General features: G+C 40.0%; 25 protein-coding genes and 1 pseudogene. 22 read left to right on the forward strand and 4 right to left on the reverse strand.

What is annotated here, in order from left to right; genetic code table 11:
* Positions 1-694: 694 nt before the first annotated feature.
* The 8 genes from ATB76_RS26330 to ATB76_RS26365 all read left to right on the forward strand — a co-directional run bounded on the left by ATB76_RS26330 (position 695) and on the right by ATB76_RS26365 (position 7,839).
* Positions 695-1,321, forward strand: a complete 627-nt coding sequence (locus tag ATB76_RS26330; RefSeq protein WP_061036360.1) for a DUF2971 domain-containing protein — start codon at positions 695-697, stop codon at positions 1,319-1,321.
* 187 nt (positions 1,322-1,508) lie between these two features.
* A complete protein-coding gene (locus ATB76_RS26335; RefSeq protein WP_061036361.1) occupies positions 1,509-2,015 on the forward strand; it encodes a hypothetical protein in 507 nt (168 codons plus the stop codon).
* Positions 2,016-2,166: 151 nt separating this feature from the next.
* On the forward strand, positions 2,167-2,748 hold the full coding sequence (locus tag ATB76_RS26340; protein ID WP_054824859.1) for a DJ-1/PfpI family protein: 582 nt from the start codon (positions 2,167-2,169) through the stop codon (positions 2,746-2,748).
* 1,258 nt (positions 2,749-4,006) lie between these two features.
* On the forward strand, positions 4,007-4,729 hold the full coding sequence (locus ATB76_RS26345) for a hypothetical protein (protein WP_049535838.1): 723 nt from the start codon (positions 4,007-4,009) through the stop codon (positions 4,727-4,729).
* A 116-nt stretch (positions 4,730-4,845) separates the two neighbouring features.
* The gene (locus ATB76_RS26350) at positions 4,846-5,592 is read left to right on the forward strand and encodes a hypothetical protein (protein ID WP_061036362.1); all 747 of its coding nucleotides are present in this window, start codon (positions 4,846-4,848) and stop codon (positions 5,590-5,592) included.
* 154 nt (positions 5,593-5,746) lie between these two features.
* Entirely contained in the window at positions 5,747-6,481 is a 735-nt protein-coding gene (locus ATB76_RS26355) for a hypothetical protein (RefSeq protein WP_061036363.1), read from the forward strand.
* Between the two features lie 135 nt (positions 6,482-6,616).
* Entirely contained in the window at positions 6,617-7,222 is a 606-nt protein-coding gene (locus tag ATB76_RS26360) for a uracil-DNA glycosylase family protein (protein ID WP_179946854.1), read from the forward strand.
* Between the two features lie 140 nt (positions 7,223-7,362).
* Positions 7,363-7,839, forward strand: coding sequence for a GNAT family N-acetyltransferase (locus ATB76_RS26365; RefSeq protein ID WP_061036364.1), 477 nt, complete (start codon positions 7,363-7,365; stop codon positions 7,837-7,839).
* A 135-nt stretch (positions 7,840-7,974) separates the two neighbouring features.
* Here the strand turns inward: ATB76_RS26365 and ATB76_RS26370 are convergent, their stop codons facing one another.
* Both ATB76_RS26370 and ATB76_RS26375 read right to left on the reverse strand, forming a co-directional pair.
* On the reverse strand, positions 7,975-8,253 hold the full coding sequence (locus tag ATB76_RS26370; protein ID WP_061036365.1) for a type II toxin-antitoxin system mRNA interferase toxin, RelE/StbE family: 279 nt from the start codon (positions 8,251-8,253) through the stop codon (positions 7,975-7,977).
* Positions 8,250-8,534, reverse strand: coding sequence for a type II toxin-antitoxin system RelB/DinJ family antitoxin (locus ATB76_RS26375; RefSeq protein ID WP_005398409.1), 285 nt, complete (start codon positions 8,532-8,534; stop codon positions 8,250-8,252). The genes ATB76_RS26370 and ATB76_RS26375 overlap by 4 nt, the downstream gene beginning before the upstream one ends.
* Before the next feature lie 205 nt (positions 8,535-8,739).
* On the opposite strand from ATB76_RS26375, the gene ATB76_RS26380 reads away from it, so the two are divergent.
* Positions 8,740-9,540 (forward strand): hypothetical protein, encoded by an 801-nt coding sequence (locus ATB76_RS26380; RefSeq protein ID WP_061036366.1) that lies wholly within the window; start codon positions 8,740-8,742, stop codon positions 9,538-9,540.
* Between the two features lie 212 nt (positions 9,541-9,752).
* On the opposite strand, the gene ATB76_RS28760 is transcribed toward ATB76_RS26380, so the two are convergent.
* Positions 9,753-10,055 carry a hypothetical protein gene (locus ATB76_RS28760; RefSeq protein ID WP_061036367.1) on the reverse strand — a complete coding sequence of 101 codons (303 nt, stop codon included), beginning with the start codon at positions 10,053-10,055 and terminating at the stop codon, positions 9,753-9,755.
* A gap of 85 nt (positions 10,056-10,140) precedes the next feature.
* On the opposite strand from ATB76_RS28760, the pseudogene ATB76_RS27875 reads away from it, so the two are divergent.
* A pseudogene (locus ATB76_RS27875) lies at positions 10,141-10,273 on the forward strand (DUF3265 domain-containing protein).
* Between the two features lie 65 nt (positions 10,274-10,338).
* Here ATB76_RS27875 and ATB76_RS26390 read toward each other — a convergent pair.
* Positions 10,339-10,569 (reverse strand): DUF2188 domain-containing protein, encoded by a 231-nt coding sequence (locus ATB76_RS26390; RefSeq protein ID WP_015296894.1) that lies wholly within the window; start codon positions 10,567-10,569, stop codon positions 10,339-10,341.
* A 246-nt stretch (positions 10,570-10,815) separates the two neighbouring features.
* Here ATB76_RS26390 and ATB76_RS26395 point away from each other — a divergent pair, with 246 nt between their 5' ends.
* The 12 genes from ATB76_RS26395 to ATB76_RS26455 all read left to right on the forward strand — a co-directional run bounded on the left by ATB76_RS26395 (position 10,816) and on the right by ATB76_RS26455 (position 21,289).
* Positions 10,816-11,376 (forward strand): hypothetical protein, encoded by a 561-nt coding sequence (locus ATB76_RS26395; protein ID WP_061036368.1) that lies wholly within the window; start codon positions 10,816-10,818, stop codon positions 11,374-11,376.
* Positions 11,377-11,479: 103 nt separating this feature from the next.
* The gene (locus tag ATB76_RS26400) at positions 11,480-11,998 is read left to right on the forward strand and encodes a hypothetical protein (RefSeq protein ID WP_061036369.1); all 519 of its coding nucleotides are present in this window, start codon (positions 11,480-11,482) and stop codon (positions 11,996-11,998) included.
* Between the two features lie 215 nt (positions 11,999-12,213).
* The gene (locus ATB76_RS26405) at positions 12,214-12,744 is read left to right on the forward strand and encodes a hypothetical protein (protein WP_061036370.1); all 531 of its coding nucleotides are present in this window, start codon (positions 12,214-12,216) and stop codon (positions 12,742-12,744) included.
* Between the two features lie 402 nt (positions 12,745-13,146).
* Positions 13,147-13,533 carry a VOC family protein gene (locus ATB76_RS26415; RefSeq protein WP_061036372.1) on the forward strand — a complete coding sequence of 129 codons (387 nt, stop codon included), beginning with the start codon at positions 13,147-13,149 and terminating at the stop codon, positions 13,531-13,533.
* A gap of 215 nt (positions 13,534-13,748) precedes the next feature.
* The gene (locus ATB76_RS26420) at positions 13,749-14,450 is read left to right on the forward strand and encodes a hypothetical protein (protein ID WP_146067545.1); all 702 of its coding nucleotides are present in this window, start codon (positions 13,749-13,751) and stop codon (positions 14,448-14,450) included.
* A gap of 729 nt (positions 14,451-15,179) precedes the next feature.
* Positions 15,180-15,947 carry an FRG domain-containing protein gene (locus tag ATB76_RS26425; RefSeq protein ID WP_061036374.1) on the forward strand — a complete coding sequence of 256 codons (768 nt, stop codon included), beginning with the start codon at positions 15,180-15,182 and terminating at the stop codon, positions 15,945-15,947.
* Between the two features lie 136 nt (positions 15,948-16,083).
* Entirely contained in the window at positions 16,084-16,845 is a 762-nt protein-coding gene (locus tag ATB76_RS26430; RefSeq protein WP_061036375.1) for a DUF4145 domain-containing protein, read from the forward strand.
* 139 nt (positions 16,846-16,984) lie between these two features.
* Positions 16,985-17,566: a hypothetical protein gene (locus tag ATB76_RS26435; protein WP_038881873.1), complete on the forward strand. Its 582-nt coding sequence runs from the start codon at positions 16,985-16,987 to the stop codon at positions 17,564-17,566.
* Between the two features lie 213 nt (positions 17,567-17,779).
* Positions 17,780-18,859, forward strand: a complete 1,080-nt coding sequence (locus ATB76_RS26440; RefSeq protein ID WP_045396941.1) for a type I restriction endonuclease — start codon at positions 17,780-17,782, stop codon at positions 18,857-18,859.
* 187 nt (positions 18,860-19,046) lie between these two features.
* Positions 19,047-19,766, forward strand: a complete 720-nt coding sequence (locus tag ATB76_RS26445; protein WP_240538065.1) for a hypothetical protein — start codon at positions 19,047-19,049, stop codon at positions 19,764-19,766.
* Between the two features lie 142 nt (positions 19,767-19,908).
* The gene (locus tag ATB76_RS26450) at positions 19,909-20,580 is read left to right on the forward strand and encodes a hypothetical protein (protein ID WP_061036377.1); all 672 of its coding nucleotides are present in this window, start codon (positions 19,909-19,911) and stop codon (positions 20,578-20,580) included.
* Positions 20,581-20,677: 97 nt separating this feature from the next.
* On the forward strand, positions 20,678-21,289 hold the full coding sequence (locus ATB76_RS26455; RefSeq protein WP_061036378.1) for a hypothetical protein: 612 nt from the start codon (positions 20,678-20,680) through the stop codon (positions 21,287-21,289).
* The last annotated feature ends 238 nt before the right edge of the window (positions 21,290-21,527 follow it).

Raw genomic sequence — 21,527 nt, forward strand, 5'->3', positions numbered from 1 at the left:
ATACACCTAACAAATTGTTCAAGAGGGATTCGCAACGCGTGGCATTTTTACTATGCGCTGGTTTAAGTGATTAAGGTGGTATGCGGCGGCTTCGGTATTGCGTTGCTCACCCCTTAACAAGGCGTTAGTACGGGTTTGACATCAAAGATCATCAGTTTTGGTGTTTATCTGTTTTTGCGCTCGTCTTTACACCTTTCGGTTTGTACCTTTCACGTTCTTTCCGGTGGCACTATATGTGGATTGTTTGCTTTGATTTCACCGTTTACAGTTTCTAACTCTTAGCCTATTTCTTTGGTGCTTCTTCTTTTTCGTGGCTTTTACTTAGTCAGAGTAGTCTTTCTTTGGTGTTGCTGCCGAAGTGTGAGGATCGAATCCTTTTCTAATTTGAAGTCAGTAAAAGTAGGGGAGTTCAGTACGTTTTTCTTCTAGCCAACTTTCGTCTCTTAACCGAGTTTAAGTTTTGTAGTTGCCCGTCTCACTTCAGTGTTCAAAGCCTTTCATATTATGCCACTTTTCAATATCTTGGAGCGCACAAATAGAAGTAGCGCATGTACTAACAAATTGCTTAAGAGTGATTCGTAACGCGTGGCGTTTTTACTATGCGGTGGCTTATGATGATTAAGGCGCTGTGCGGTAGCTTTTGTATCGCGTTACTCACACCTTAGCAAGGCGTTAGGCGAACAAGGATAGAGTGATGAGAGTTTATCATTTTTTAAGTACAGAATTTGCGTATAAAGATTTGCGCGAAAAGAGGCTAAAAGTATCAGAACTAAATCGCCTGAACGATCCCTTTGAATTTTTGGGGATGAACTTAGCCGATCCTGTTCTTCGCAAGGCTATGAAAAAGACCAAAAATCAATTAGCAAAATCTAAAGGGTTAATATGCTTTAGTCGGAACTGGCGTAACCCAGTTCAATGGGCACATTATGCTGATAGTCATAAAGGTATTTGTCTAGGTTTTGATATTCCTGATCGCTTGCTAAGTAAAGTAAATTACGTTGATGAACGTATCGAGTATCCGAATGGCTTCACTGAAGCGGATATGCTTGAGCTTCTAACAACAAAGTTTGCACATTGGTCATATGAAGAAGAATATAGAGTATTTGTTGAGTTAAATACTAGAGAAGATGGTTTGTATTACGCGCCGTTTAGCTCTGATATGAAATTAAAACAGGTCATCATTGGGGCTTGTTCCAAGGCTACTCGTCGACAGGTTATTGAATCTATTGGAGATGATGTTGGCGTTGAAATTTTCAAAGCTAGGGCTGCGTTTAAATCCTTCAATATCGTACGAAACCAAGCTTATGACGAGTTCGCCTAACAAAGCATTTAAGAGTGATTCCCAACGCTTGGCACTTTTCATTCCATCGTTGGGTTTTGTGTTTACGGTGGTATTGTTAGGTTTCGTAGCAGCGTTGCTCACACCTTAATGCGGCGTTATGTTGCAATGAGCTTTCGATATGCTCTAATGTTACATAAATCGTTATTGTTCCGAGAGAAATCGAATCATGTATCAACTGCGCTGCACTAAGAAATCACAAGACTTGCTGGGTCTTAGACCCCAAGACCTGTCAGATATTGAAAGCGAACATCATATTCTCGGTAATTGGTATATGCATACATTTACTCAAGAGCGTCGAAAATGTCTCTTTTTCATGGAAGAGAAAACTCTAATGTCTTTTGTGCTTATCGGTTTCAAAAAGTCAGAAATCAAGCATTTTAATGAAGCTTTCAAAAGTGGGTTGTTGACCTTACTCGAGCTTGAAAATGCTCCAAATGAGATTCTTTCTTCGTTTGAAAATGCAGAGTCGAATATTAGCTTTACCAAAACTGACAGTCGAAAGTTACTTGGTCACGTTAACGATAAAATGTCGTTGTACCAAGATTTCATTTATTCAGATGGCGGTTTTGAGCATTGTGATCTAGCGCAGATCACCGCAAAAATTAATAGAATGCCTCAAAAAGAGCTGGGTTGGGCATTATCAATAGATGTCTTCAATGAGCTCTTCAACTAGCAACATAACAAACTGTTCAAGAGGGATTCGCAACGCGTGGCATTTTCACTATGCGTTGGTCTTAGTGTTTAAGGCGGTATGCGGTGGCATCGGTACTGCGTCGCTCACCCCTTAACAGAGCGTTATGTGTTCCGAACGGAGAGAGGAAATAATGACAAAGAGAACACTGGTTTTACTCTATCCGGGGGCTATTTCCTATGAAGTAATGTACGCGATAGAGTGTTTAGGAGCGTATGGGAGAGTTGATATCACCACCCCAGAGAACCACAATCATACCGATTCCTCAGGTCTAAGAATTTGCCCCACTGTTAACTTTGAGGACATATGTATTACGGACTATCAAGCTCTTTTGATCCCTGGAGGAAATCCCGACTCAATAATGGGAAGCGACCCAATTGCTAGTTTCATCCAGAAAGCCTATGAATCATCACTAGTTATTGGTGGCATATGTGCGGGAGTATTAGTCTTAGCAAGAGCTGGCATCCTAAAGGGCGTTAAAATTACCCATAATTATACGGAAAAATATGCCCCAGAATCTTCGGTACTGCTCACTCGACCATATTGGGAGGGGGCTATCTATGAAGAGTCGTTGGTTCAAGTCGACAAGCGTATAGTGACAGCGATGCCCAATGGGTACGTTGATTTTGGGTTAGCGGTGGCTGAAGCCCTAGAGTTGCTAGATCGTAAGCAAAAACAGTTTATTCTGAGCTATCACAAGCAAGGTGCTCATTAAACACATAACAAATTGTTCAAGAGTGATTCGGCACGCGTGGCATTTTTACTATGCGTTAGTTTTAGTGGTTAAGGTGGTATGCGGAAGCTTCGGTATCGCGTGCCTCACACCTTAACAAGGCGTTAGTACGGGTTTGACATCAAAGGTCATAAGTTTTGGTGTTTATCTGTTTTGGCGCTCGTCTTTACACCTTTCAGTTTGTACCTTTCACGTTCTTTCCAGTGGCACTATATGCGGAGAGTTCGCTTTGATTTCACCGTTTACGGTTTCTAACTTTTAGCCTATTTCTTTATAGCTTCTTCTTTTTTGTGGTTTTTACTAAGTTAAAATTGTCTTTCTTTGGTGCTGCTGTTGAAGTGCGAGGAAGGAATCCTTTTCTAATTTGAAGTCAGTAAAAGTAGGTGAGTTCAGTACGTTTTTCTTCTAGCCAACTTTCGTGTCTCTATCGATTTTAAGTTTTGTAGCTGCCCGTCTCACTTCAGTGTTCAAAACCTTTCATATCATGCCAGTTTTCAATATCTTGGAGCGCATAAATAGAAGTAGCGCATGTACTAACAAATTGCTTAAGAGTGATTCGTAACGCGTGGCATTTTTACTTTGCGGTGGCTTCTGGTGATTAAGGCGCTGTGCGGTAGCTTTTGTATTGCGTTACTCACACCTTAGCAAGGCGTTAGTTTGCAAAAGTAGAAAAGCGTTTTTGGTCAAAGAGCCTAGTTCAGTGTTTGTGCTTTACACCTGTTCGTCTTGCGAAAGTTGTGCAACCAAATCTTATCGTGCGTAGGGTGTTTTGCGGTTCTTTGGGTTCAACGTTATTCATTTCTCCGCATCAGTAACTTTGGTCGCTTAATTCATCTCGCGCGGCTTCTTTTTCTTGGTTATTAAGTCGCTCAGTAAATAGCTTTGTCGCACTTGGTTGTTAGGTTGGTAGAATGAATCCTTTGCCAGCTAAAGTGCTCAAACCGTAGTTGTTTATCGCATGTAGCTTCTTAGCCAAACTCGTTTTGTTGTTTGGGTTTGAATTCCGTAGTTTTCAGTTTTACATTGGCGTTCAGAGCCAGTAATTTTATAACCAATTCAGCACCTTGGCGCTAAACTTTGGCTTTATCATGTAAGCAAACTAACAAAGCGTTTAAGACAGATTCCCAACGCTCGGCGCTTTCAGTTCAAGTCAGCTTTGGTGTTTACGGTGCAATGGTTTAGGTTAGGTGGCAGGCGTTGCTCACTACTTAACGCGGCGTTATATGTTTAGGAGTATAAAATGAAATTTGTCACCGTCATTGCGGGAATTATGGCTTTCTCAATTGGAATGTTTTTAGGTTTTTGGTTTGGCGTAGAGCGAGTGTATGTTGACCAAGAAAACATACCAACAAAAACAACTTTTGACATGATGTCGATCATTGCAGGTTGGTTAGGGGCTGTAGGTACTTGTTTGGCTTTAATTTTCGCTATGTATGTATTCATTAAATGGCGAAAGCAGGTGATTGATGAGCATATGCTCGATACCGCGATGAATATTCTGAAGCTAAATATATCTTTAAAGCGTAATGTAGATGCCCTTTTTCTGTCTAAAGTTGATGGTAGCTGTAAACAATCCAATCTAATGAGGATTAAATCAGATCTTGATGAGTTAGAATGGAAGATTGAAATATTTTATGCAATCACTATAGCTAAAGGTGACAAGTTTATTTGGTTTTTGAAATCGAATTATTCAGCTGAGGATTTTCTTAGAAATACTAAAATTCATAAGAAGGTAGTTGAACAATTATATGTTCTTTACATAAATGGTGTAATTGAAGATATTAATGATAAGGAAATCAAAGTTGGTGTGGTTTACGGAGCTTATGGAGAATTTAAATTTATTGTTGATTCAATAAAAATTCGTGAAGAAAATCACTCGGCAATAGTTAATAAATACGATCTAAATGCAAAAATCTTATCAGTTTCACAGGATGCAATTTCAGGAATATCGAAGTGGTTTTAATAAACATATAACAAAGCATTTAAGAGTGATTCGCAACGCTTGGCGTTTTCGCTTCGCTCAAGTATAGCCAAGCGCCGCTCACACCTTAATGCGGCGTTATATTTTTTAGGGTAGTTATGAATAAAATAATCTCACGTTGGCTAGGTGACGGATTTATAGTTGCTGCGATTCCTTTGTTCGGTTATGCAATAGCTCTTTCTCACGAATATGGATATGCCACTTACTTTGGTTACCCGACTTCAATGATTTCTATAACGTTGGAAATGACTCTAAAATCTAGCGTTTGGGCGGTGGTTTATTTCTTTGCTTTTTATAACTTCGTGGCTTCCTTGGTTCTATTTAGTGATACCGGCACTATGAAAGGAGTGTTTGCTCGAAACATTTTGTATTTTTCAATTTTTCCAGCTATCGGTGTGTTTGCAACGGGCTTCTCGGACTTATTTATAAAATTTTTCTTCGCATCCATTATTATCTCAATTGCCTTTACTCTTTTGATTTCGCTATCTGCTCGAAGAGCTGGAAGTTTGAGGGAGTCCATTATTAAAGGGAATTCAGGTGTCTTTAGCTATGGGAATGGCAACTCTGAAGATGAGCATAACCTTCAAGATAATCTGAAACTAATGCTTTTCGGTAGTTTAGTGTTGATCGCTATTTGTATGGGAGCTGGTAGCCTAAGTGCTAAAAGTAAAAACGATTATTATTTGTTCGAGCATATGAAAAGCTCTTATGTTTTAATCGCAACATATGGAGATAGAGTTATTGCAGCACCGTATGACCAAAAGAAACATGAATACATTAAAGAATTCTCGGTGTTTGATTTATCTTCAGGTGATATAAGTAAGTTAATGAAAGTTGAGTTATAAAAAATATAACAAATTGTTCAAGAGTGATTCGGCACGCGTGGCATTTTTACTATGCGTTAGATTTGGTGGTTAAGGTGTTATGCGGAAGCTTAGGTATTGCGTGCCTCACACCTTAACAAGGCGTTAAGCCTCTTCCTATAAAGTTGGAGTTACAATGATAAAAATAATTGGTGATTGGGGTGTTGAATCGTTGGCTCCAGTACAGGAAATAGCAACATTTACATACAAGATATTTGCCAATTTTGTTGGTCATGAATTGGACTGCGATATCCGTACCTATAATAATCCTCTACAGGGCTATCCTTTAGCTCATTACGACAAAGTTGATGGAGACTTTGTTATTACCCTATCGTGCGATTCTGGTGAGTATTGGGCTCAAGTTGCTTACCAATTAGCCCACGAAATCTGTCATTTGTACTCTAATCACAGTCAACAAAGAAATCATAAATTTAAATGGCTAGAAGAAAGCTTCTGTGAGGCAGCCTCTCTTGCTGTGTTGTCTTATATGGCTGAACATTGGACAGAGTTCACGTTAGGGAAAGTAACCCCTAGTTTTGCAGGCGCAATAGATGATTATGTGCAAAACCTGAGAGCTAAGGCGACTCAGACTTTTAAAACCAGTAAAGAGTTTACTGATTGGTTATCGTCTAATATGGAGTTACTTGAAGCTAGCTCTACAAATCGTGAATTAAATCGTATAGTTGCATTTTATTTATATGATGAAGTGCTGAGCATAGAACCTTCAGCATGGGCAATTGTAGATACACTAAATACCTGGGACTGCGGCTCGGACAGTAATTTTGACGAGTTCAATTCTTCTTGGAGAGCAAAGTGTGAAGAGTTTTCTCAAAAACTCGACTGTGTTGACTTGTTAGCTACCAAGGCTTAACAAACTGTTTAAGAGTGATTCGCAACGCGTGGCATTTTTACTATGCGTTGCGTTTAGTGTTTAAGGTGGTATGAGGAAGCTTCGGTATTGCGTTTCTCACACCTTAACAGGGCGTTAAATGAAATGGGGAGTATCGTGGAAAAAATCGAAGTTTTTCTAAATAAATTGATTGCTTTCGAGCATTCAGAAACGGTTTTCAATCCATATAAGGATGAAAACGCGGTGAATAATTTGCGAGAATACTTAAACTTGTTTTTAAGTGATGCTGGCAATGTACATATGCTTGTGGGAGAGGCTCCTGGGTATTTGGGTTGTCGTGTTACGGGTATTCCTTTTACAAGTAGTGAGCAGCTAGCACGTACTGAACATCCAGTTTTACTGAAAATTAAAGACAAGTTGCGTTTCGCGAGTATTCAATCCGAAAATACAGCAAATTTTATGTGGGAAGTGCTAGGGGAGCGAAATCGTATACCTTTGCTCTGGAATTCGTTTCCATTTCATCCGTATAACAAAGGTAACCCGAAGTCTAATCGAGCACCTAATGCATCAGAATTGAAAATCGGGAGAGAATTTCTTGAAGATCTTTATGAAATTTTCTTTCCTTCTAAAGTAGCAAGCATAGGGCGTAAAGGTGAAAAAGCTTTGCGAATCACGTTCCCTAACAGTGAGGTTCAGTATATTCGTCACCCGTCATATGGTGGCAAATCTGATTTTATTATGGGTATGCAAAATTTCATTTAACAAACTGTTTAAGAGTGATTCGCAACGCGTGGCATTTTTACTATGCGTTGCTTTTAGTGTTTAAGGTGGTATGCGGTAGCTTCGGTATTGCGTTGCTCACACCTTAACAGGGCGTTAGGTGCTTGAAGGAAAAGGTAAGCATGGAAATTGCTTTTCAGCAGATAAACATTGATGATTTCGAATTGTGCGTTGCTGCGAGAAAAGATGCATACTTTTGTAGTTTTGGGCATTACGATGGTTTCGACGACTTCATCAGTGGTTATCGTGAACGAGTATTAGACCGGTTAGCAACATCAGGATGGTTCTATATCCATATATTTGTGGATGGTCAGTTTGCAGGGCAGCTAGAGTTTCGTAGCTTTTCACCCGAACCGGAGACTGGCTATGTGCATCTCATTTACTTAAAGCCAAATTTTCGTGGTTCAGGGCTCGCTGCAAAATTGAAGGATTATATTGTAAGCACGTTGAGTACAGCGGGTTGTTTGCGTGCAGTACTTTCAGTAAGCCGAACTAACCATCGAGCTCTCACATTCTATAAGCGCCATGGTTGGGAGTTCGTGCGCAAGAATTCCAAGCACGATGAAACAGACTTTTACCAACTTTGGCTCCGCACCTAACAAACTGTTCAAGAGGGATTCGCAACGCGTGGCATTTTCACAATGCGTTGGTTTTAGTGTTTAAGGTGGTCTGCGGCGGCTTTGGTATTGCGTTGCTCACCCCTTAACAGAGCGTTAGTTCCCCAGAGGAAGCAATCAATCCGTAGGGAATTTTTGTTTCTGGTGTAGTACACGCATAACTCGGATGATATCGCCCTCAACCCAGTAAGAGAGAATCATCGAAATCTCAGGAATGATGAGTAATCGTCCGCGGATGCCATCTCGTTGCACACCTATTAAAGGTTGTTCAAGCAAGTTTTCTACTTTTGCTTCAATGAGGTTGTCAGTTTTTTCTGCCGCATCAGGGTTGAAGTCATAGAGAAACTCAAAGATCTTTTCACGATCATTAAGTGACTCTTCTTCCCATAAAATCATTGCTTACCTCGATTACGGATTCTGGCTTTGCGCTCTTCCATTCGGGACTTAGCCGTTTGGTGCTCAACGAAAACGGATTTTCCTGAGTCAAACTTCTCAAATGCTAGGTTTACTTGTTCAGTTAGCCATGCATCGTGAGATAATGTTTTTCTTTGTTGTTCAGCGAGTTGCTCAGTAAGTTCACGGCAAGCATCACTTAGAGTTCGACCTTGGCTCTCAGCCATTTGTTGAGCTAGGCGTTTTGTTTCTTCATCAACACGAAATTGAATTCTAGTGTCCATGATATATTCCTTTGTTGGTGTGTGTACAAATGTTAGCACTAGGCTTTGAGATGGGCAACTAACAAACAATTTAAGAGTGATTCGGCACGCGTGGCATTTTCACTATGCGTTGGTTTTAGTGATTAAGGTGGTATGCGGGAGCATCGTATTGCGTGCCTCACACCTTAATTGGGCGTTAAGGCTACTATGCTAGTATGGAGAGTAAATGAATTCAAAATTAAAGTATTTTGCATGGGCCTTCGGCTCAATTTTGCCTGTATTGCTTACTTGGGCTCTAGGGCTACTTAAACTACCTGATAGTGTTCATTACTTGGACTATGTAGAAAATAGTTGGTTAGTTTTGGATACTGAAGAGAAATTAACTTCGGACATTGAAGTACTGGTCAAGAGTGAAAAGATAACAAAACTAAGTACTTACTCAATATCATTTATTAATGAAACAGGTAAGCATTTTGACAAGATAAAAATCGAATTTAATCTTGTCAAAGGGTCAGATACCAAATTACTTTCTTCTTCGTTGGAAGGGCCCGAAGACTACTCTATTTCTTCAATGAGAAAAATAGAAGAGCGAGATTCACTTTTAGTTTATGAGTTTGATTATTTAGATCGGGCGTCTGAACTAGATAGAAACTATTATACGTTAAACTTACTATTTTCAGGTCCTCCGCCTAAAGAGGTTCGACCTATTGGAATTGCTAAGGGGTTAAAACTTAGACCGAAAGTCGACAATCCTAAAGACAAACTAATTATGCTCGTGACCGGTATAAGTGTTGTTTTTGTATACTTGGTCCTATTGGCTTTGATGTTAAAGTCAGGAGACAAGTCTTTTAAGAAAAAGCAGGACGCCTACAAGTCAAAGTTAACTGAATACTTAATTAACTCTAAAGGGTTTGCGAACGAGGAGGTTAGTTCAATGGTGGAAGATATTGTTGCAATTAGAAAAGCATCATTTACCTCGCCAAACTTTATAAAAAGATATATACGGAAGGTCACGGAGAAACCGTAGCCTTAACAATCTGTTTAAGAGTGATTCGCAACGCGTAGCATTTTCACTATGCGTTGCGTTTGGTGTTTAAGGTGATATGCGTCGACATCGGTATTGCGTTGCTCACACCTTAACAGGGCGTTAGTCGCCAGAAAAAGCTAGCAATCAAAATCATGTTTCTGAGCTCAAAATTTAGCAGCTGTTTGCTTGGTACACCGATTAATCGTTGATCATCAGAGCTTAGTTCTAACTGTTTTAAGTCCAAAGTTTTGTACCTGTCCTAGCGGTTGTTTTGTTCTTTGGTGCTTACAGAGTAGGGCAATCGAGAGTCTGTTTTTGGTTGCAACTCCGCTCGGTGAGTTTTTCAGTGCAAAAGCCGATTTAATCGCTGAAATTACGTTTTCTCTGGTGTTGTAAATTCCACGTGGTTTCAGTGACTTCGTTGAAAGTCCACACTGTGAGATTAGCTTTCCAAAAGCGCTTTTTGGTGTTGTCAGTTCGTTTTCTGCGGCGTTGTTTGTTCCAAGTGGTTTCATTGAGGAGCCGCTTTGAGACTACGCCTGACCTAAGTGCATCAAAGCACATAAAGTTTGTTGTTCGCAAAGTTTAGTTCGGCTTAAAATTGTCGCTCGGTGCCTTGCGACTAACAAACTGTTCAAGAGGGATTCGCAACGCGTGGCATTTTCACTATGCGTTGGTTTTAGTGTCTAAGGTGGTATGCAGCGGCTTCAGTATTGCGTTGCTCACCCCTTAACAGGGCGTTAGGCATATAAGCGGCAATTAACTGAATGGGAGTTCCTTCTCCCAATCTTTTAGAGTTTAACCTTTAGAGCTTTTTGGGTCGTTTCCGTAACTATGTTTATCTCGGATTTTGTTGTTGTCACCTCTATGTATAGATACTTCAGATTGCGCTTTTTTCGCTAGCTCACGAGTTTTCTCAAATACTTCTTTTTGAGTTTTGCCTGTAATGCTTGCTCGACTTGCATCCTGACGCTTGCCACGCCAAGTTCCATCTGAACCTTGATAAACGTTGTAGTCATTCTTTGCCATAAAATTCACCTCAAATGAATAAGTTGTAGGATCACCAGTGTGTGCAACCACACAAATGATACATGGGTATTTGTACAGGTTAATTCAAGTGGTATATTCAAGAATATGCCTAACAAATTGTTCAAGAGGGATTCGCAACGCGTGGCATTTTTACTATGCGTTGGGTTTAGTGTTTAAGGTGGTATGCGGCGGCTTAGGTATTGCGTTGCTCACCCCTTAACAAGGCGTTATGTGAAAAGGGGAACTATGTACAATTTTTCAGAGAATAGTCCAGAATTTGATGAGCCAGCAGTATGGGCTTTACAGAAATTTTTGCTCGCCGAAGCTCAAGTTCGCTTTGGTATAAGAGATGAAGACAAAATCATCTATCAACCAACTTTTGGGGCAGAGCAGCCGCATATAATAAATACACCAGATCTAGATGGTGCGTTTGCTTGCTTGAGCGATAATTCAAGAGCTTATTGGCCGACAACTTTTTATGAACTTGCCCATGAGACTGTTCACTTATTGAACCCCGTTGTCGGTTACACCAACTATCTAGAGGAGGGCTTTGCTGTTCTCTTTTCTGTTGATATGTCGGAAGAATTTACCGAACACGCCCAAGAGCCAGAGCAAGATGACTATCATTATATCGAAGCGTGGAATCTTATATGCGAACTGTCAGATGACCTTTACATGGCAGCCCAAAATATTAGAGAAGAATTTGGCTCACTAGGTGAAGCGGAAGTTGATGGGATGATTGAGCTATTCCCCGATGTCGACGAAGATACTTTAATCAAGCTATGCTCCGTGTGTGATTTCACATAACAAAGCATTTAAGAGTGATTCGCAACGCTTGGCAGTTTCGCTTCGCTCAAGTATAGCCAAGCGTCGCTCACACCTTAATGCGGCGTTATGCATCAGGAGTGTTATGAAGTCAGAACCTGAAACTATGGAACTTGCGGAGTTTCTTAGGGAATTTAACAAAGAGAGTGATCGTGGTGCTGCTTTAAATGCTGCTGCGGTATTAGATGACTGGTTAGGTAATATCCTCGGAGAGTTTTTTGCTGATAATAAATCAGGAAAAGACCTTATATCTGGGTTTAACGCACCACTAGGTACTTTTTCCGCAAAAGCAACAGCAGCGCATGCCCTTGGCTTAATTCAAGATAATGAGTTTCGAGAAATAACTCTTATCCGTAAAATCCGAAATGAGTTTGGTCATAGTTGGCGTGGTGTTAGCTTTGACTCTGAAAAAGTAGCACATTTGGTTAGTCAATTACCTTGGTGTGGTCCTTCAGAGTTCGAGGAAAATTCGACACCTAGAGAACGTTTTAACTCAGTCATTGCTATATTGCTTGCTGATCTCATGTGGCGATCTAGGTTAGTCAAAAAAGAGCAAAGGGTAGTCAAGTCATGGTCTAATAAAGTCCGTGAAAATGATGTATAACAATCTGTTTAAGAGTGATTCGCAACGCGTGGCATTTTCACTATGCGCTGGTTTTAGTGATTAAGGTGGTATGCGGGAGCTTCGGTATTGCGTTGCTCACACCTTAACAGGGCGTTATAAATCAAGATTGAGATTCGTGTCTGAAAACAGAATATTAAGATGACTTTATTGGTATGTGATTTGTATCATATTTGCTTTGATTGAGGGAATAATACATGAACGACATACCTGTTCTGAATAAATCTGCGGAAAGGAAGTTAAGCATTATCAATGATACACCTGCAATATTTACTATCGTTGATAGTGATAGCGCAGTCGGTAGAAAGCCATTATACGAAATTGATAGCTTCAGTGAAGTTGGCAAATGGTGTGGTTTGATAATTCATCAATCAAAGAAACATGGTGTAGACCCACGGCTAATCGCAGCAATAATGTATATGGAAACTACTCATGGCTGGTATGATAAAGTCTATCCTTTGAGAAAAACCATACTGCCGATGAATCTACATTATTCATATTGGAAAGACATTGGCGTCACTAAAGAAGCCCTAGGCTGTCCTTTCTACAATATTGAGTTCGGGATCACTCTATTATCTAGAATACAGGCACGTATTGAAAATCCGACGATAAGAAAAATAGCTACGATCTATAATTTTTTGGGTGCTGAAGTAGTTAGCGATTACGGTGCACGTGTAGCCAAGCTATATCTTGAGCAACCATGGAGCCCAGCCAAATGTGCCGTTTAAAACACTTTATCGTGTCTATTGTTGTTTCTAGTATTCTAGCTTGCATTCCCCTGTATGTTGCGGTTAAACATAACTCAATGGGAGAGTTTTGTACTGCTAAATCTCTAGCTCTAAGTACTTGTAGGTATGACTTTAACTATATTTTTATGGTTTGGGGTAGTTGGTTTGTAATTATCTTTGTTTGTTTAATTGTGCTCACTTTTTTAATGCTAGTCGTCAAACGGCTCGTACAAAAACAGTGGCAATGATTTATAACAAACTGTTTAAGAGTGATTCGCAACGCGTGGCATTTTCACCATGCGTTGGTTTTAGTGTTTAAGGTGGTATACGGCGGCTTCGGTATTGCGTTGCTCACACCTTAACAGGGCGTTAGGCGCCATGCATGCCATACAAGGAAAGTATATGAATTTAAATCAAGTAACTTTGGCTGTTGATGATATCAATTTGGCCGTGGACTTTTATAAAGCACTAGGGCTTATTCAAATTGTCAGCGATGAACACTATGCCCGTTTTTCTTTTCCCGATGGAGACTCTACGTTTTCAATCTACTTAGACACTGAGAAACGTGGGTTAGAATGTAGAGGTGTTGTTTACTTTGAACATGAAGAACTCGATCAATTGGTAGAAAACCTGAAAGGTAAAGGTCTAGAGTTCGATCAGGAACCTATCGATCAACCGTTCCTTTGGAAAGAAGCGGTACTAAGTGACCCATCAGGAAACAAAATTAAGTTGTATTGGGCAGGTGAAAATCGATTAAACCCACCGTGGAAAATTGAAGAAAGCGCCTAACAAAGCATTTAAGAGTGATTCGCAACGCTTGGCAGTTTCGCTTCGCTCAAGTATAGCCAAGCGCCGCTCACACCTTAATGCGGCGTTATAGCGCAGAGTTAGACAGAGTATAAAATACAATAATGTGTAAAAAGAAAGACCTGTATATTGATAGAGTGTATAAATTATGTGCGCCGGTAATGTTAGCTGTCGTGACATACTCGTACGTGTATTCGGTGAAGCCAATTTTCGATAAGCAACAGGAGCTAAATGAAAAAAGCTCTCTGGTCGAAACATTAACCGTTGAAGTCAAATCTCTCGAAAAAGATAGAGGAGTTGCTTTAAATAAACTCATTGAGACAGAAGCTGAACTTAGTGCCGCCTCTGCCGAGCTAAAGGATACAGATACACGCTTAAAGGAAACCGCTAAAAATTTAGATGGTGTGAAGAGTAAGTTATCTAGCACTGAAGCTAGCTTATATAAAGCAGAATCGAAGCTGGAACGTCAAACCGTAGAAATTGCTGAAAAAGGTGCTCAGCTAGACAAGTTGCAAATTGATGTGGCTAGAAAAAATGCAGAACTGAAGAAACTAACAGAGTCCTTGAGCAACTCTGAAAATGCTGCGGTATCATTTTATGTTTATCGGGTTGTAAATGAAGTTGTAAATGATGGGATAAGACATGAAGTATCTGATTTGTATTCGACTTCTACAAATTCCAAGAAATTTAATTTATACGATGCTTTGATTAAAAAATCTGAGTTTAACAATGACGAATCAGTAGAAAAATTCTCCCAGAAATATTTTGAGCGAGAAGCCAAGTCAATAATACGCCAGTTTGCTGAAGAGAAAATTGCGGTTGATGAAAGTGGATATAAACCTGCTTTTGAGCTTTATACTTACACGCTTAGGAAACAGATGGGCATGTCAACGGAATAGCGCTATAACAAAGCATTTAAGAGTGATTCGCAACGCTTGGCGCTTTCGCTTCGCTCAAGTATAGCCAAGCGCTGCTCACACCTTAATGCGGCGTTAGTTTGCAAGAGGAAAAACGCAGCTATATCGCAAGATCTAGTGGTAAAAGCTTAAAGTCGAAATTGTCGTATCGGCGTTCAATTTCACTGTTAACGAGCGTGGTGAAAATCCAAAATTAGCATCGTTTCAACGATTGATTTGTTCTTTGGTGCGGCGACTCTTAGGTTACCTGAGTTGCACTTTCTTGCTGAAACTCTGCTCGTTGAGTTTGTTGGTACAAAAGCCGATTTACTCGCTGAAATGACGTTTTCTCTGGTGTGGAAAATTCACGTGGTTTCAGTGACTTTGTTGAAAGTCCACATTGTGAGATTGGCTTTCCAAAAGCGCTTTTTGGTGTTGTGAGTTCGTTTTCTGCGGCGTTGTTTGTTCCACGTGGTTTCATTGAGTAGCCGCTTTGAGACTACGCCTGACTTAAGTGCACCAAAACACATAAAGTTTATTGTTTGCAAAGTTTAAAATAACGTAAAATCAACGCATTGGGTTTGCAAACTAACAAACTGCTCAAGAGGGATTCACAACGCATGGCATTTTTACTATGCGTTGTTTTTAGTGATTAAGGTGGTATGCAGCAGCTTCGGTATTGCGTTGTTCACCCCTTAGCAGGGCGTTAGGGTGATATGTAGGAGAGTATAATTGGCTCAAATAGAAGAAATCTATATACAAACGTGGGATGATCTGTCTGATAAATTCAATGAATATTTCACGTACTTTAATAACTACATTTTCCGAGGGCAAGGTTCTGAAAAGTGGAAGTTAGATCCCTCTCTTACTCGTATGCTGAAACAATCTGAATACAAGCGAAACGAGTGGCAAGAGGTAACAGAATTACACCTTGAGCGTTTCAAAGAGAATATTAGAGGCAGAGCCGATATTGATTTTCACAGTGCTACAAAAGACGAATTTTGGGCGATTGGTCAACACTTTGGGTTAGCGACTCCATTGTTAGATTGGAGTCGGTCTCCATTTGTTGCCGCATTTTTCGCGCTCAACGGCTGTGAAGAAGATGATAATTGTGTTGTTTATGCACTCTGTGAACCTGATATTGAGCGACTTAGAAAAAATAAGTCTCCAAATCAGCGTGGAGTGAGGATGATAAACCCGCTTACGCATTATAATGATCGGTTAGTTAACCAAAAAGGGTTATTTCTATTCGTTCCTACTCATATTGACTTGGAGCCATGGGTGCGTTCAGGTGAAGAACAAAACTGGATAACTATGTTTAAAATTGTTTTTCCAGCTTCGATCAAGAACGAGGTTCTTGCAGGTCTAGACAACATGAATATAAATATGTTGTCCTTATTTCCAGATTTGCATGGTTCATGTCTTCACACTAACTTTCAGAGTTCAATTGAAGCGTATTTGGAGAAGAAAAGGTTAGAAGAGCACGCTTCATCACCCTAACAAACTGTTTAAGAGTGATTCGCAACGCGTGGCATTTTTACTATGCGTTGCGTTTAGTAGTTAAGGTGGTATGCGGAAGCTTCGGTATTGCGTTGCTCACACCTTAACAGGGCGTTAAGTTTATGGAGGTAATCTATTGAAACAGGGTATTCTTTATTCGGAAGAGCAAATTCCGGCGTTTAAGTGTCCTTCATGTGATATCGGAGATATGACCCCGAATGGTAACTTGAGTAGTCGTCAAATTGCAGATGCTCGAACTGGCGGTGACACTAGAGCAGTTCTTCGTTCTGATCTACAGTGCAACAACGAAGAATGTAAGGATGTTGGCATCTTAGTAATGTCGGGGGAATTTTACTCTGATGATGAAAGTGGGTATGAAATGTTGTTTACACCGACTTACGTTAATCCGGCACCTAATTTTTTTACATTGGATCCTAAATACCCATATAAAATAAGAATGCTACTTGAACTGGCTTTTTCATTATTCTGGGTAGAACAGGCTTCATGTGGAAACAAGCTAAGAGTTGCAGTTGAAGAACTACTGACACAGTTAGGTATTGAGCAGTATCGAACAAAAAATGATGTCCCAGTTTTAAGTAAGAAAGGCTACCCTAAGCCGATTCCACTACAAGAAAGATTAGATCAGTGTAAAAAACTTGGAAAAGTCCACCGTAAATGTATTCAGGCTTTAGAAGCAATTAAGTGGTTAGGTAACGAGTCGAGTCATAGTTCAGAAGGCGTTTTTCAGCATACAACATACCAAGCAATCATGGTTTTTGGTGCTGTGCTAGAACAAATCTACCTCGGTGTTGAATTGCCGAATGACCTAGATTTTTCGGTGAATAATATCAATTTTTTCTACAACCCCAATGAGCAAGAAGTACGACCGAAAAAATAAACTTAACAAAGCATTTAAGAGTGATTCGCAACGCTTGGCATTTTCGCTTCGCTCAAGTATAGCCAAGCGTCACTCACACCTTAATGCGGCGTTAGCCGCCATATCGTTCAAATTTACTACGCTTAGAAATGGAAGTTTTATGAAAACACTCTTATTATTTATTGCCTTATTCTTATCGGGATGTACAACTGCGCTTTGGGCTCCTGAATATAAGCAAGAGATGATAGATGGCTTCTACGTAAAAAGTGATTCCGGAGAGTTGTTTGTTACCGCTTCTAGCTCAGCTTATCTTTTCAAAATCAATAAAAACTTGGGGGAGGCGCTTACTTTATCCAGAGAAGTTGATTTCTTCCCATCGTTTAATGATTTTGAATTAAGGAAAGACAATACAATTGTTGGCACTGTGTCGCTGACATTGTTAAGCGATGAACCTACCCTAGAATTAGAAAGTCAACTTTTGTCGCTTGGCTTCAGAAAGGATGCTCTCCTGAAAAAATTTCGACTTACGGAAAAAGTAACAGGAAAGCGATTTATTGTAGAGGGGGATTTACCATTAGACAAGCTTGAAACAAGTCAGCGGATATCCATTGCGCAACCATCAACCTTTTCTGAAGCTGCTGGAAAAATAGTCGTCACACCGGCAACAATCATCATAGATTCTGTAGTCGTTGTACCTGCGGTATTTATAGGAGCGACGATAATGACGGCAGGTGGCGGCTAACAAACTGTTCAAGAGGGATTCGCAACGCGTGGCATTTTTACTATGCGTTGGTTTTGGTGTTTAAGGTGGTATGCGGCGACTTCGGTATTGCGTTGCTCACCCCTTAACAGGGCGTTATGTGCCTGCGTTGTTCACAAATTTTAATTGAATGGCATGCTGTTATTTGCATTTGATATATAATCCTGATTTTGCACTGCAATAAGTGGAGTATTTATGGATTTTATAGAACGCCTCCAAGCTCTATCGAAAAAGGTATCTCAAGTATCAGATAACTTGGCAACTGAAGAAGCTACTAAAAACGCATTGGTCATGCCATTTCTACATTCAGTATTAGGTTACGATGTATTTGACCCAAATGAGGTTGTGCCTGAATTTACAGCTGACACAGGTACCAAAAAAGGCGAAAAAGTAGATTATGCTTTGATCAAAGATGGCGCAGTTCAGATTCTGATCGAATGCAAAAAGTACAGTGAGCCCCTCTCTACCAAACACGCTAATCAGCTTTTCCGTTATTTTTCTGTTACTAATGCTCGTATCGCTATTTTAACAAATGGTGCTCAATACCAGTTTTATACAGATCTAGATGCTCCAAATAAAATGGACGAAAAGCCTTTTCTCACACTTGATCTTGAAGACTTAGATGAGCATGTTGTTCCAGAAATCAAGAAGCTGACAAAGTCCTCGTTCGACGTCGATTCGGTTGTTGATGCGGCTGGTGAGTTAAAATATCTCAACCAAATCAAGAAAGTACTCTCGGAGCAGTTCAAAGATCCAGAAGAGGATTTTGTAAAGTTTTTCACCTCTAAAGTTTATGATGGCGTACAAACTGCGAAGGTTAAATCTCAGTTTTTAGAGATTACAACGAAGGCATTAAAACAGTTTCTAAATGACAGCATAAATGCGCGTCTTAAGTCCGCCATTGGCGGAGAAGTCAAAGATTCGGTAAAAATTGATGTCCCAGAAATACAAGAAGAAGTAGCTGAAGACGTATCTGATAAGCCGAAAGTTCAGACCACAGACGAGGAAGTAGAAGGCTTTAACATAGTAAAAGCAATCCTAAGACAAAAAGTTGAAGTTCAACGAGTCTTCTCGCGAGATACGCAAAGTTACTTTGGTATTTTGCTTGACGACAATAATCGTAAACCGATATGTCGTTTGTGGTTCAACACTAAGCAGAAATACATTGGTATTTTTGATGAGTCTAAGACTGAGATCCGTCATCCGATAGAAAGTGTCGACGATATTTTCAATTTCTCAGAGCAACTGCAAAATACTCTAGCACTGTACGAGTAAAGCACATAACAATCTGTTTAAGAGTGATTCGCAACGCGTGGCATTTTCACTATGCGTTGCGTTTAGTGTTTAAGGTGGTATGCGGCGGCTTCTGTATTGCGTTGCTCACACCTTAACAGGGCGTTAGTTTGACTATTAAACTCAGACCATATAATCTCGATGGCTGTATAAAAAAACAGTGGTGACAATGATGAGAGATGACTTTACACAAAAAACTAAGTTAGCTTTACAGCACCGAGTTGGTAATTGTTGTTCTAACCCAGATTGTCGGCGTAAAACAACAGGACCTAACTCTGATCACTCCAAAGTTAGTAGCATCGGTGTCGCTTGTCATATCACCGCAGCTTCGAAGAATGGTCCGAGATATGATTCTGATTTATCTTCTGAGGATAGAAAATCAGTTTTGAATGGTATTTGGCTATGCGAGTCTTGCGCCAAAATGATTGACGTTGATGTAGTTAGGTATCCGGTAGAACTTTTATATAGCTGGAAGCATCAAGCCGAGGCTATAGCAAAGTATGAGTATGAAGGACAAGATGTACCACCAGAGTTACTTCATAATGGATATTATTGCCCCTACTGCGAAACCTTTGTTAAGGAGGGCATTACCTTTTGCAAAGGTTGTCATGCGGATATTTGTTATGGCTTAACTCCTAAGGAGAAGGGAGAATCCGCAAAAAGTTGGGGAATGATTGGCCTTGTGAGTAGCATGCTTTTGTTTATGCTCGCGCCACAGTTTCTAAATGGAGTATTTGGTTTTTCAATTCAGCCATTTTTTGGATCTGGTATCTTTGCAATAATTTTTACAGCGGTGTTCTCGTTTTCATTGATGCTTTTTATGCCTGAGCGTGAACATAGAGAACGGCTCAAGCAAAACCCACGTTTCTTTAAGGCTCGGTCATACTAGTCAAAACTAACAAACTGTTTAAGAGTGATTCGCAACGCTTGGCATTTTTACTATGCGTTGCATTTAGTGTTTAGGTGGTATGCAGGAGCTTCGGTATTGCGTTGCTCACGCCTTAACAGGGCGTTAACTAGCAAGGAAAGTTATGGCAAAACTAGCAGGAATTTCTCTGCACTTAGATATCCCATTTCATGAGATAGAAGTTGGGGAAGCAGAACTTTATATTAAGCGTGTTGCTGGAAACTATGCAGACCTTCTGTTTGGAAATGATCTAAAGCTCCAAGTGAGAATTTATGAGGGTAGTATAAAGGTCTATTTGGGCATCATAGGTTCAATTTATTTAGCTATTGGTCAGTATGGTTCATTTCGTTCAGGTTGTGACTATTTAATTAAAGATGCGAAAATGTTCAAAGAGCTTGTGGTTAGCGAGTTAGTCAAGAATGGAGTCTCAGAACATGACATTGTGTCTAAGACCAAAGAGCATTGTGATCCAGATAAAATCCGTAGGGTCTTACTTGCAATTGAAAGGCTAGAGTCGAAACCAAATTTGTCTGGCTCTGAAACAGCAACAGAGTTAAGTAAAATCAAGACTTCAGTTCGTAACATCTGTAGAAATTTAAACGATAAAGATATAGGTCTATTTGCTTCTTCGTTGGACCCTAAGTATGTACCAGAAGATCGCCCAATTCCCGAATTGGCAGAGCGGTATAGAATAATGGCACGTGAGGAAGAAATTGCGTATTTCCCTCCTAAAGGATCCAACGAAAAGCTAGTTAACAAAGCGTTTAAGGCAGATTCCCAACGCTTGGCGCTCTGAGACCCAATTGGGTTAAGTGTATACGGTGTAAAGGTTTAGGTTAGGTGGTAAGCGTTGCTCACTACTTAACGCGGCGTTAGGTTTTTTGGGAGATTATATGGACATATCTGAATGGTTAAAGTTACCAGCCGTGTTATCTGCTTTTGTAGTTTTAAGTAAATTTCTCTATGACATTGCTAGCGGAAAGCTAACTAAATTGCGAGAAGAGTATCGTTTTGCTAAGGAATTACTTAACGATATTGAATCTGGTAATTTGCACCCATATGCCAAGCAAAAAGGTTACCAAGCTTTAGTCGGTACAACAGATATTTCAACTGAGGAAGTTGAATATATTTTGACGTTAAAGGACTCCGTGCAGTGCCTCAATGATTACGTAATTGCTCGTAAATATCTTGAAAGAGTTGAATCTCGGGGAAATACTCAAATATGCTTTAAGTCAAAATATCAATCAGAACGGAAAAGACTAATATTAATTGTTTGGTATGTCTTTTGGTACTTTACATTTGCAATGAGTATTGCAAGTCCATTTATCCTCAATATCTGGTACAACTTTCCAGCTACAGACCTATTAATGCTAGTTATGATTTCTGCATCTCTCTTTGCTCTTCCTGCTTGGTTAAGCCTCAAAAATGGAGCAAGAATTGCCAGAGGGCAGCACTTAGTAAAAAATCAAAAATCGCATTCTTGGGAGTTCTTGGCACAAACTTAACAAGCAATTTAAGAGGGATTCACAACGCTTGGCATTTTTGCTTCTACTTCAAATTTAGTGACTATGGCACAATGCGTTAGGTTGGGTGGAGGCGTTGTTCACCCCTTAATTGGGCGTTAGTTGAATAGGGAAAATCCGTGAATATTTTTGAAGCATTTCTTAATGTGCTTGCGCAAGTCTGGTATCTAGTGCCTTTATTGCTCATTGTTAGCGTTTTCAAAAGTAGGTGGCTAAAAGG

Source organism: Vibrio sp. MOR3 (genome assembly GCF_001557775.1).
In the GTDB taxonomy this organism is placed as follows: Bacteria; Pseudomonadota; Gammaproteobacteria; order Enterobacterales; family Vibrionaceae; genus Vibrio; species Vibrio jasicida.

What these genes read in the sequence shown, in the direction of transcription:
- ATB76_RS26330 (WP_061036360.1), top strand. Translation starts at nt 695, where the DNA reads ATGAGAGTTTATCATTTTTTAAGTACAGAATTTGCGTATAAAGATTTG.
- ATB76_RS26335 (WP_061036361.1), top strand. Translation starts at nt 1,509, where the DNA reads ATGTATCAACTGCGCTGCACTAAGAAATCACAAGACTTGCTGGGTCTT.
- ATB76_RS26340 (WP_054824859.1), top strand. Translation starts at nt 2,167, where the DNA reads ATGACAAAGAGAACACTGGTTTTACTCTATCCGGGGGCTATTTCCTAT.
- ATB76_RS26345 (WP_049535838.1), top strand. Translation starts at nt 4,007, where the DNA reads ATGAAATTTGTCACCGTCATTGCGGGAATTATGGCTTTCTCAATTGGA.
- ATB76_RS26350 (WP_061036362.1), top strand. Translation starts at nt 4,846, where the DNA reads ATGAATAAAATAATCTCACGTTGGCTAGGTGACGGATTTATAGTTGCT.
- ATB76_RS26355 (WP_061036363.1), top strand. Translation starts at nt 5,747, where the DNA reads ATGATAAAAATAATTGGTGATTGGGGTGTTGAATCGTTGGCTCCAGTA.
- ATB76_RS26365 (WP_061036364.1), top strand. Translation starts at nt 7,363, where the DNA reads ATGGAAATTGCTTTTCAGCAGATAAACATTGATGATTTCGAATTGTGC.
- ATB76_RS26370 (WP_061036365.1), bottom strand. Translation starts at nt 8,253, where the DNA reads ATGATTTTATGGGAAGAAGAGTCACTTAATGATCGTGAAAAGATCTTT.
- ATB76_RS26375 (WP_005398409.1), bottom strand. Translation starts at nt 8,534, where the DNA reads ATGGACACTAGAATTCAATTTCGTGTTGATGAAGAAACAAAACGCCTA.
- ATB76_RS26380 (WP_061036366.1), top strand. Translation starts at nt 8,740, where the DNA reads ATGAATTCAAAATTAAAGTATTTTGCATGGGCCTTCGGCTCAATTTTG.
- ATB76_RS28760 (WP_061036367.1), bottom strand. Translation starts at nt 10,055, where the DNA reads ATGAAACCACTTGGAACAAACAACGCCGCAGAAAACGAACTGACAACA.
- ATB76_RS26390 (WP_015296894.1), bottom strand. Translation starts at nt 10,569, where the DNA reads ATGGCAAAGAATGACTACAACGTTTATCAAGGTTCAGATGGAACTTGG.
- ATB76_RS26395 (WP_061036368.1), top strand. Translation starts at nt 10,816, where the DNA reads ATGTACAATTTTTCAGAGAATAGTCCAGAATTTGATGAGCCAGCAGTA.
- ATB76_RS26400 (WP_061036369.1), top strand. Translation starts at nt 11,480, where the DNA reads ATGAAGTCAGAACCTGAAACTATGGAACTTGCGGAGTTTCTTAGGGAA.
- ATB76_RS26405 (WP_061036370.1), top strand. Translation starts at nt 12,214, where the DNA reads ATGAACGACATACCTGTTCTGAATAAATCTGCGGAAAGGAAGTTAAGC.
- ATB76_RS26415 (WP_061036372.1), top strand. Translation starts at nt 13,147, where the DNA reads ATGAATTTAAATCAAGTAACTTTGGCTGTTGATGATATCAATTTGGCC.
- ATB76_RS26435 (WP_038881873.1), top strand. Translation starts at nt 16,985, where the DNA reads ATGAAAACACTCTTATTATTTATTGCCTTATTCTTATCGGGATGTACA.
- ATB76_RS26440 (WP_045396941.1), top strand. Translation starts at nt 17,780, where the DNA reads ATGGATTTTATAGAACGCCTCCAAGCTCTATCGAAAAAGGTATCTCAA.
- ATB76_RS26445 (WP_240538065.1), top strand. Translation starts at nt 19,047, where the DNA reads ATGATGAGAGATGACTTTACACAAAAAACTAAGTTAGCTTTACAGCAC.
- ATB76_RS26450 (WP_061036377.1), top strand. Translation starts at nt 19,909, where the DNA reads ATGGCAAAACTAGCAGGAATTTCTCTGCACTTAGATATCCCATTTCAT.
- ATB76_RS26455 (WP_061036378.1), top strand. Translation starts at nt 20,678, where the DNA reads ATGGACATATCTGAATGGTTAAAGTTACCAGCCGTGTTATCTGCTTTT.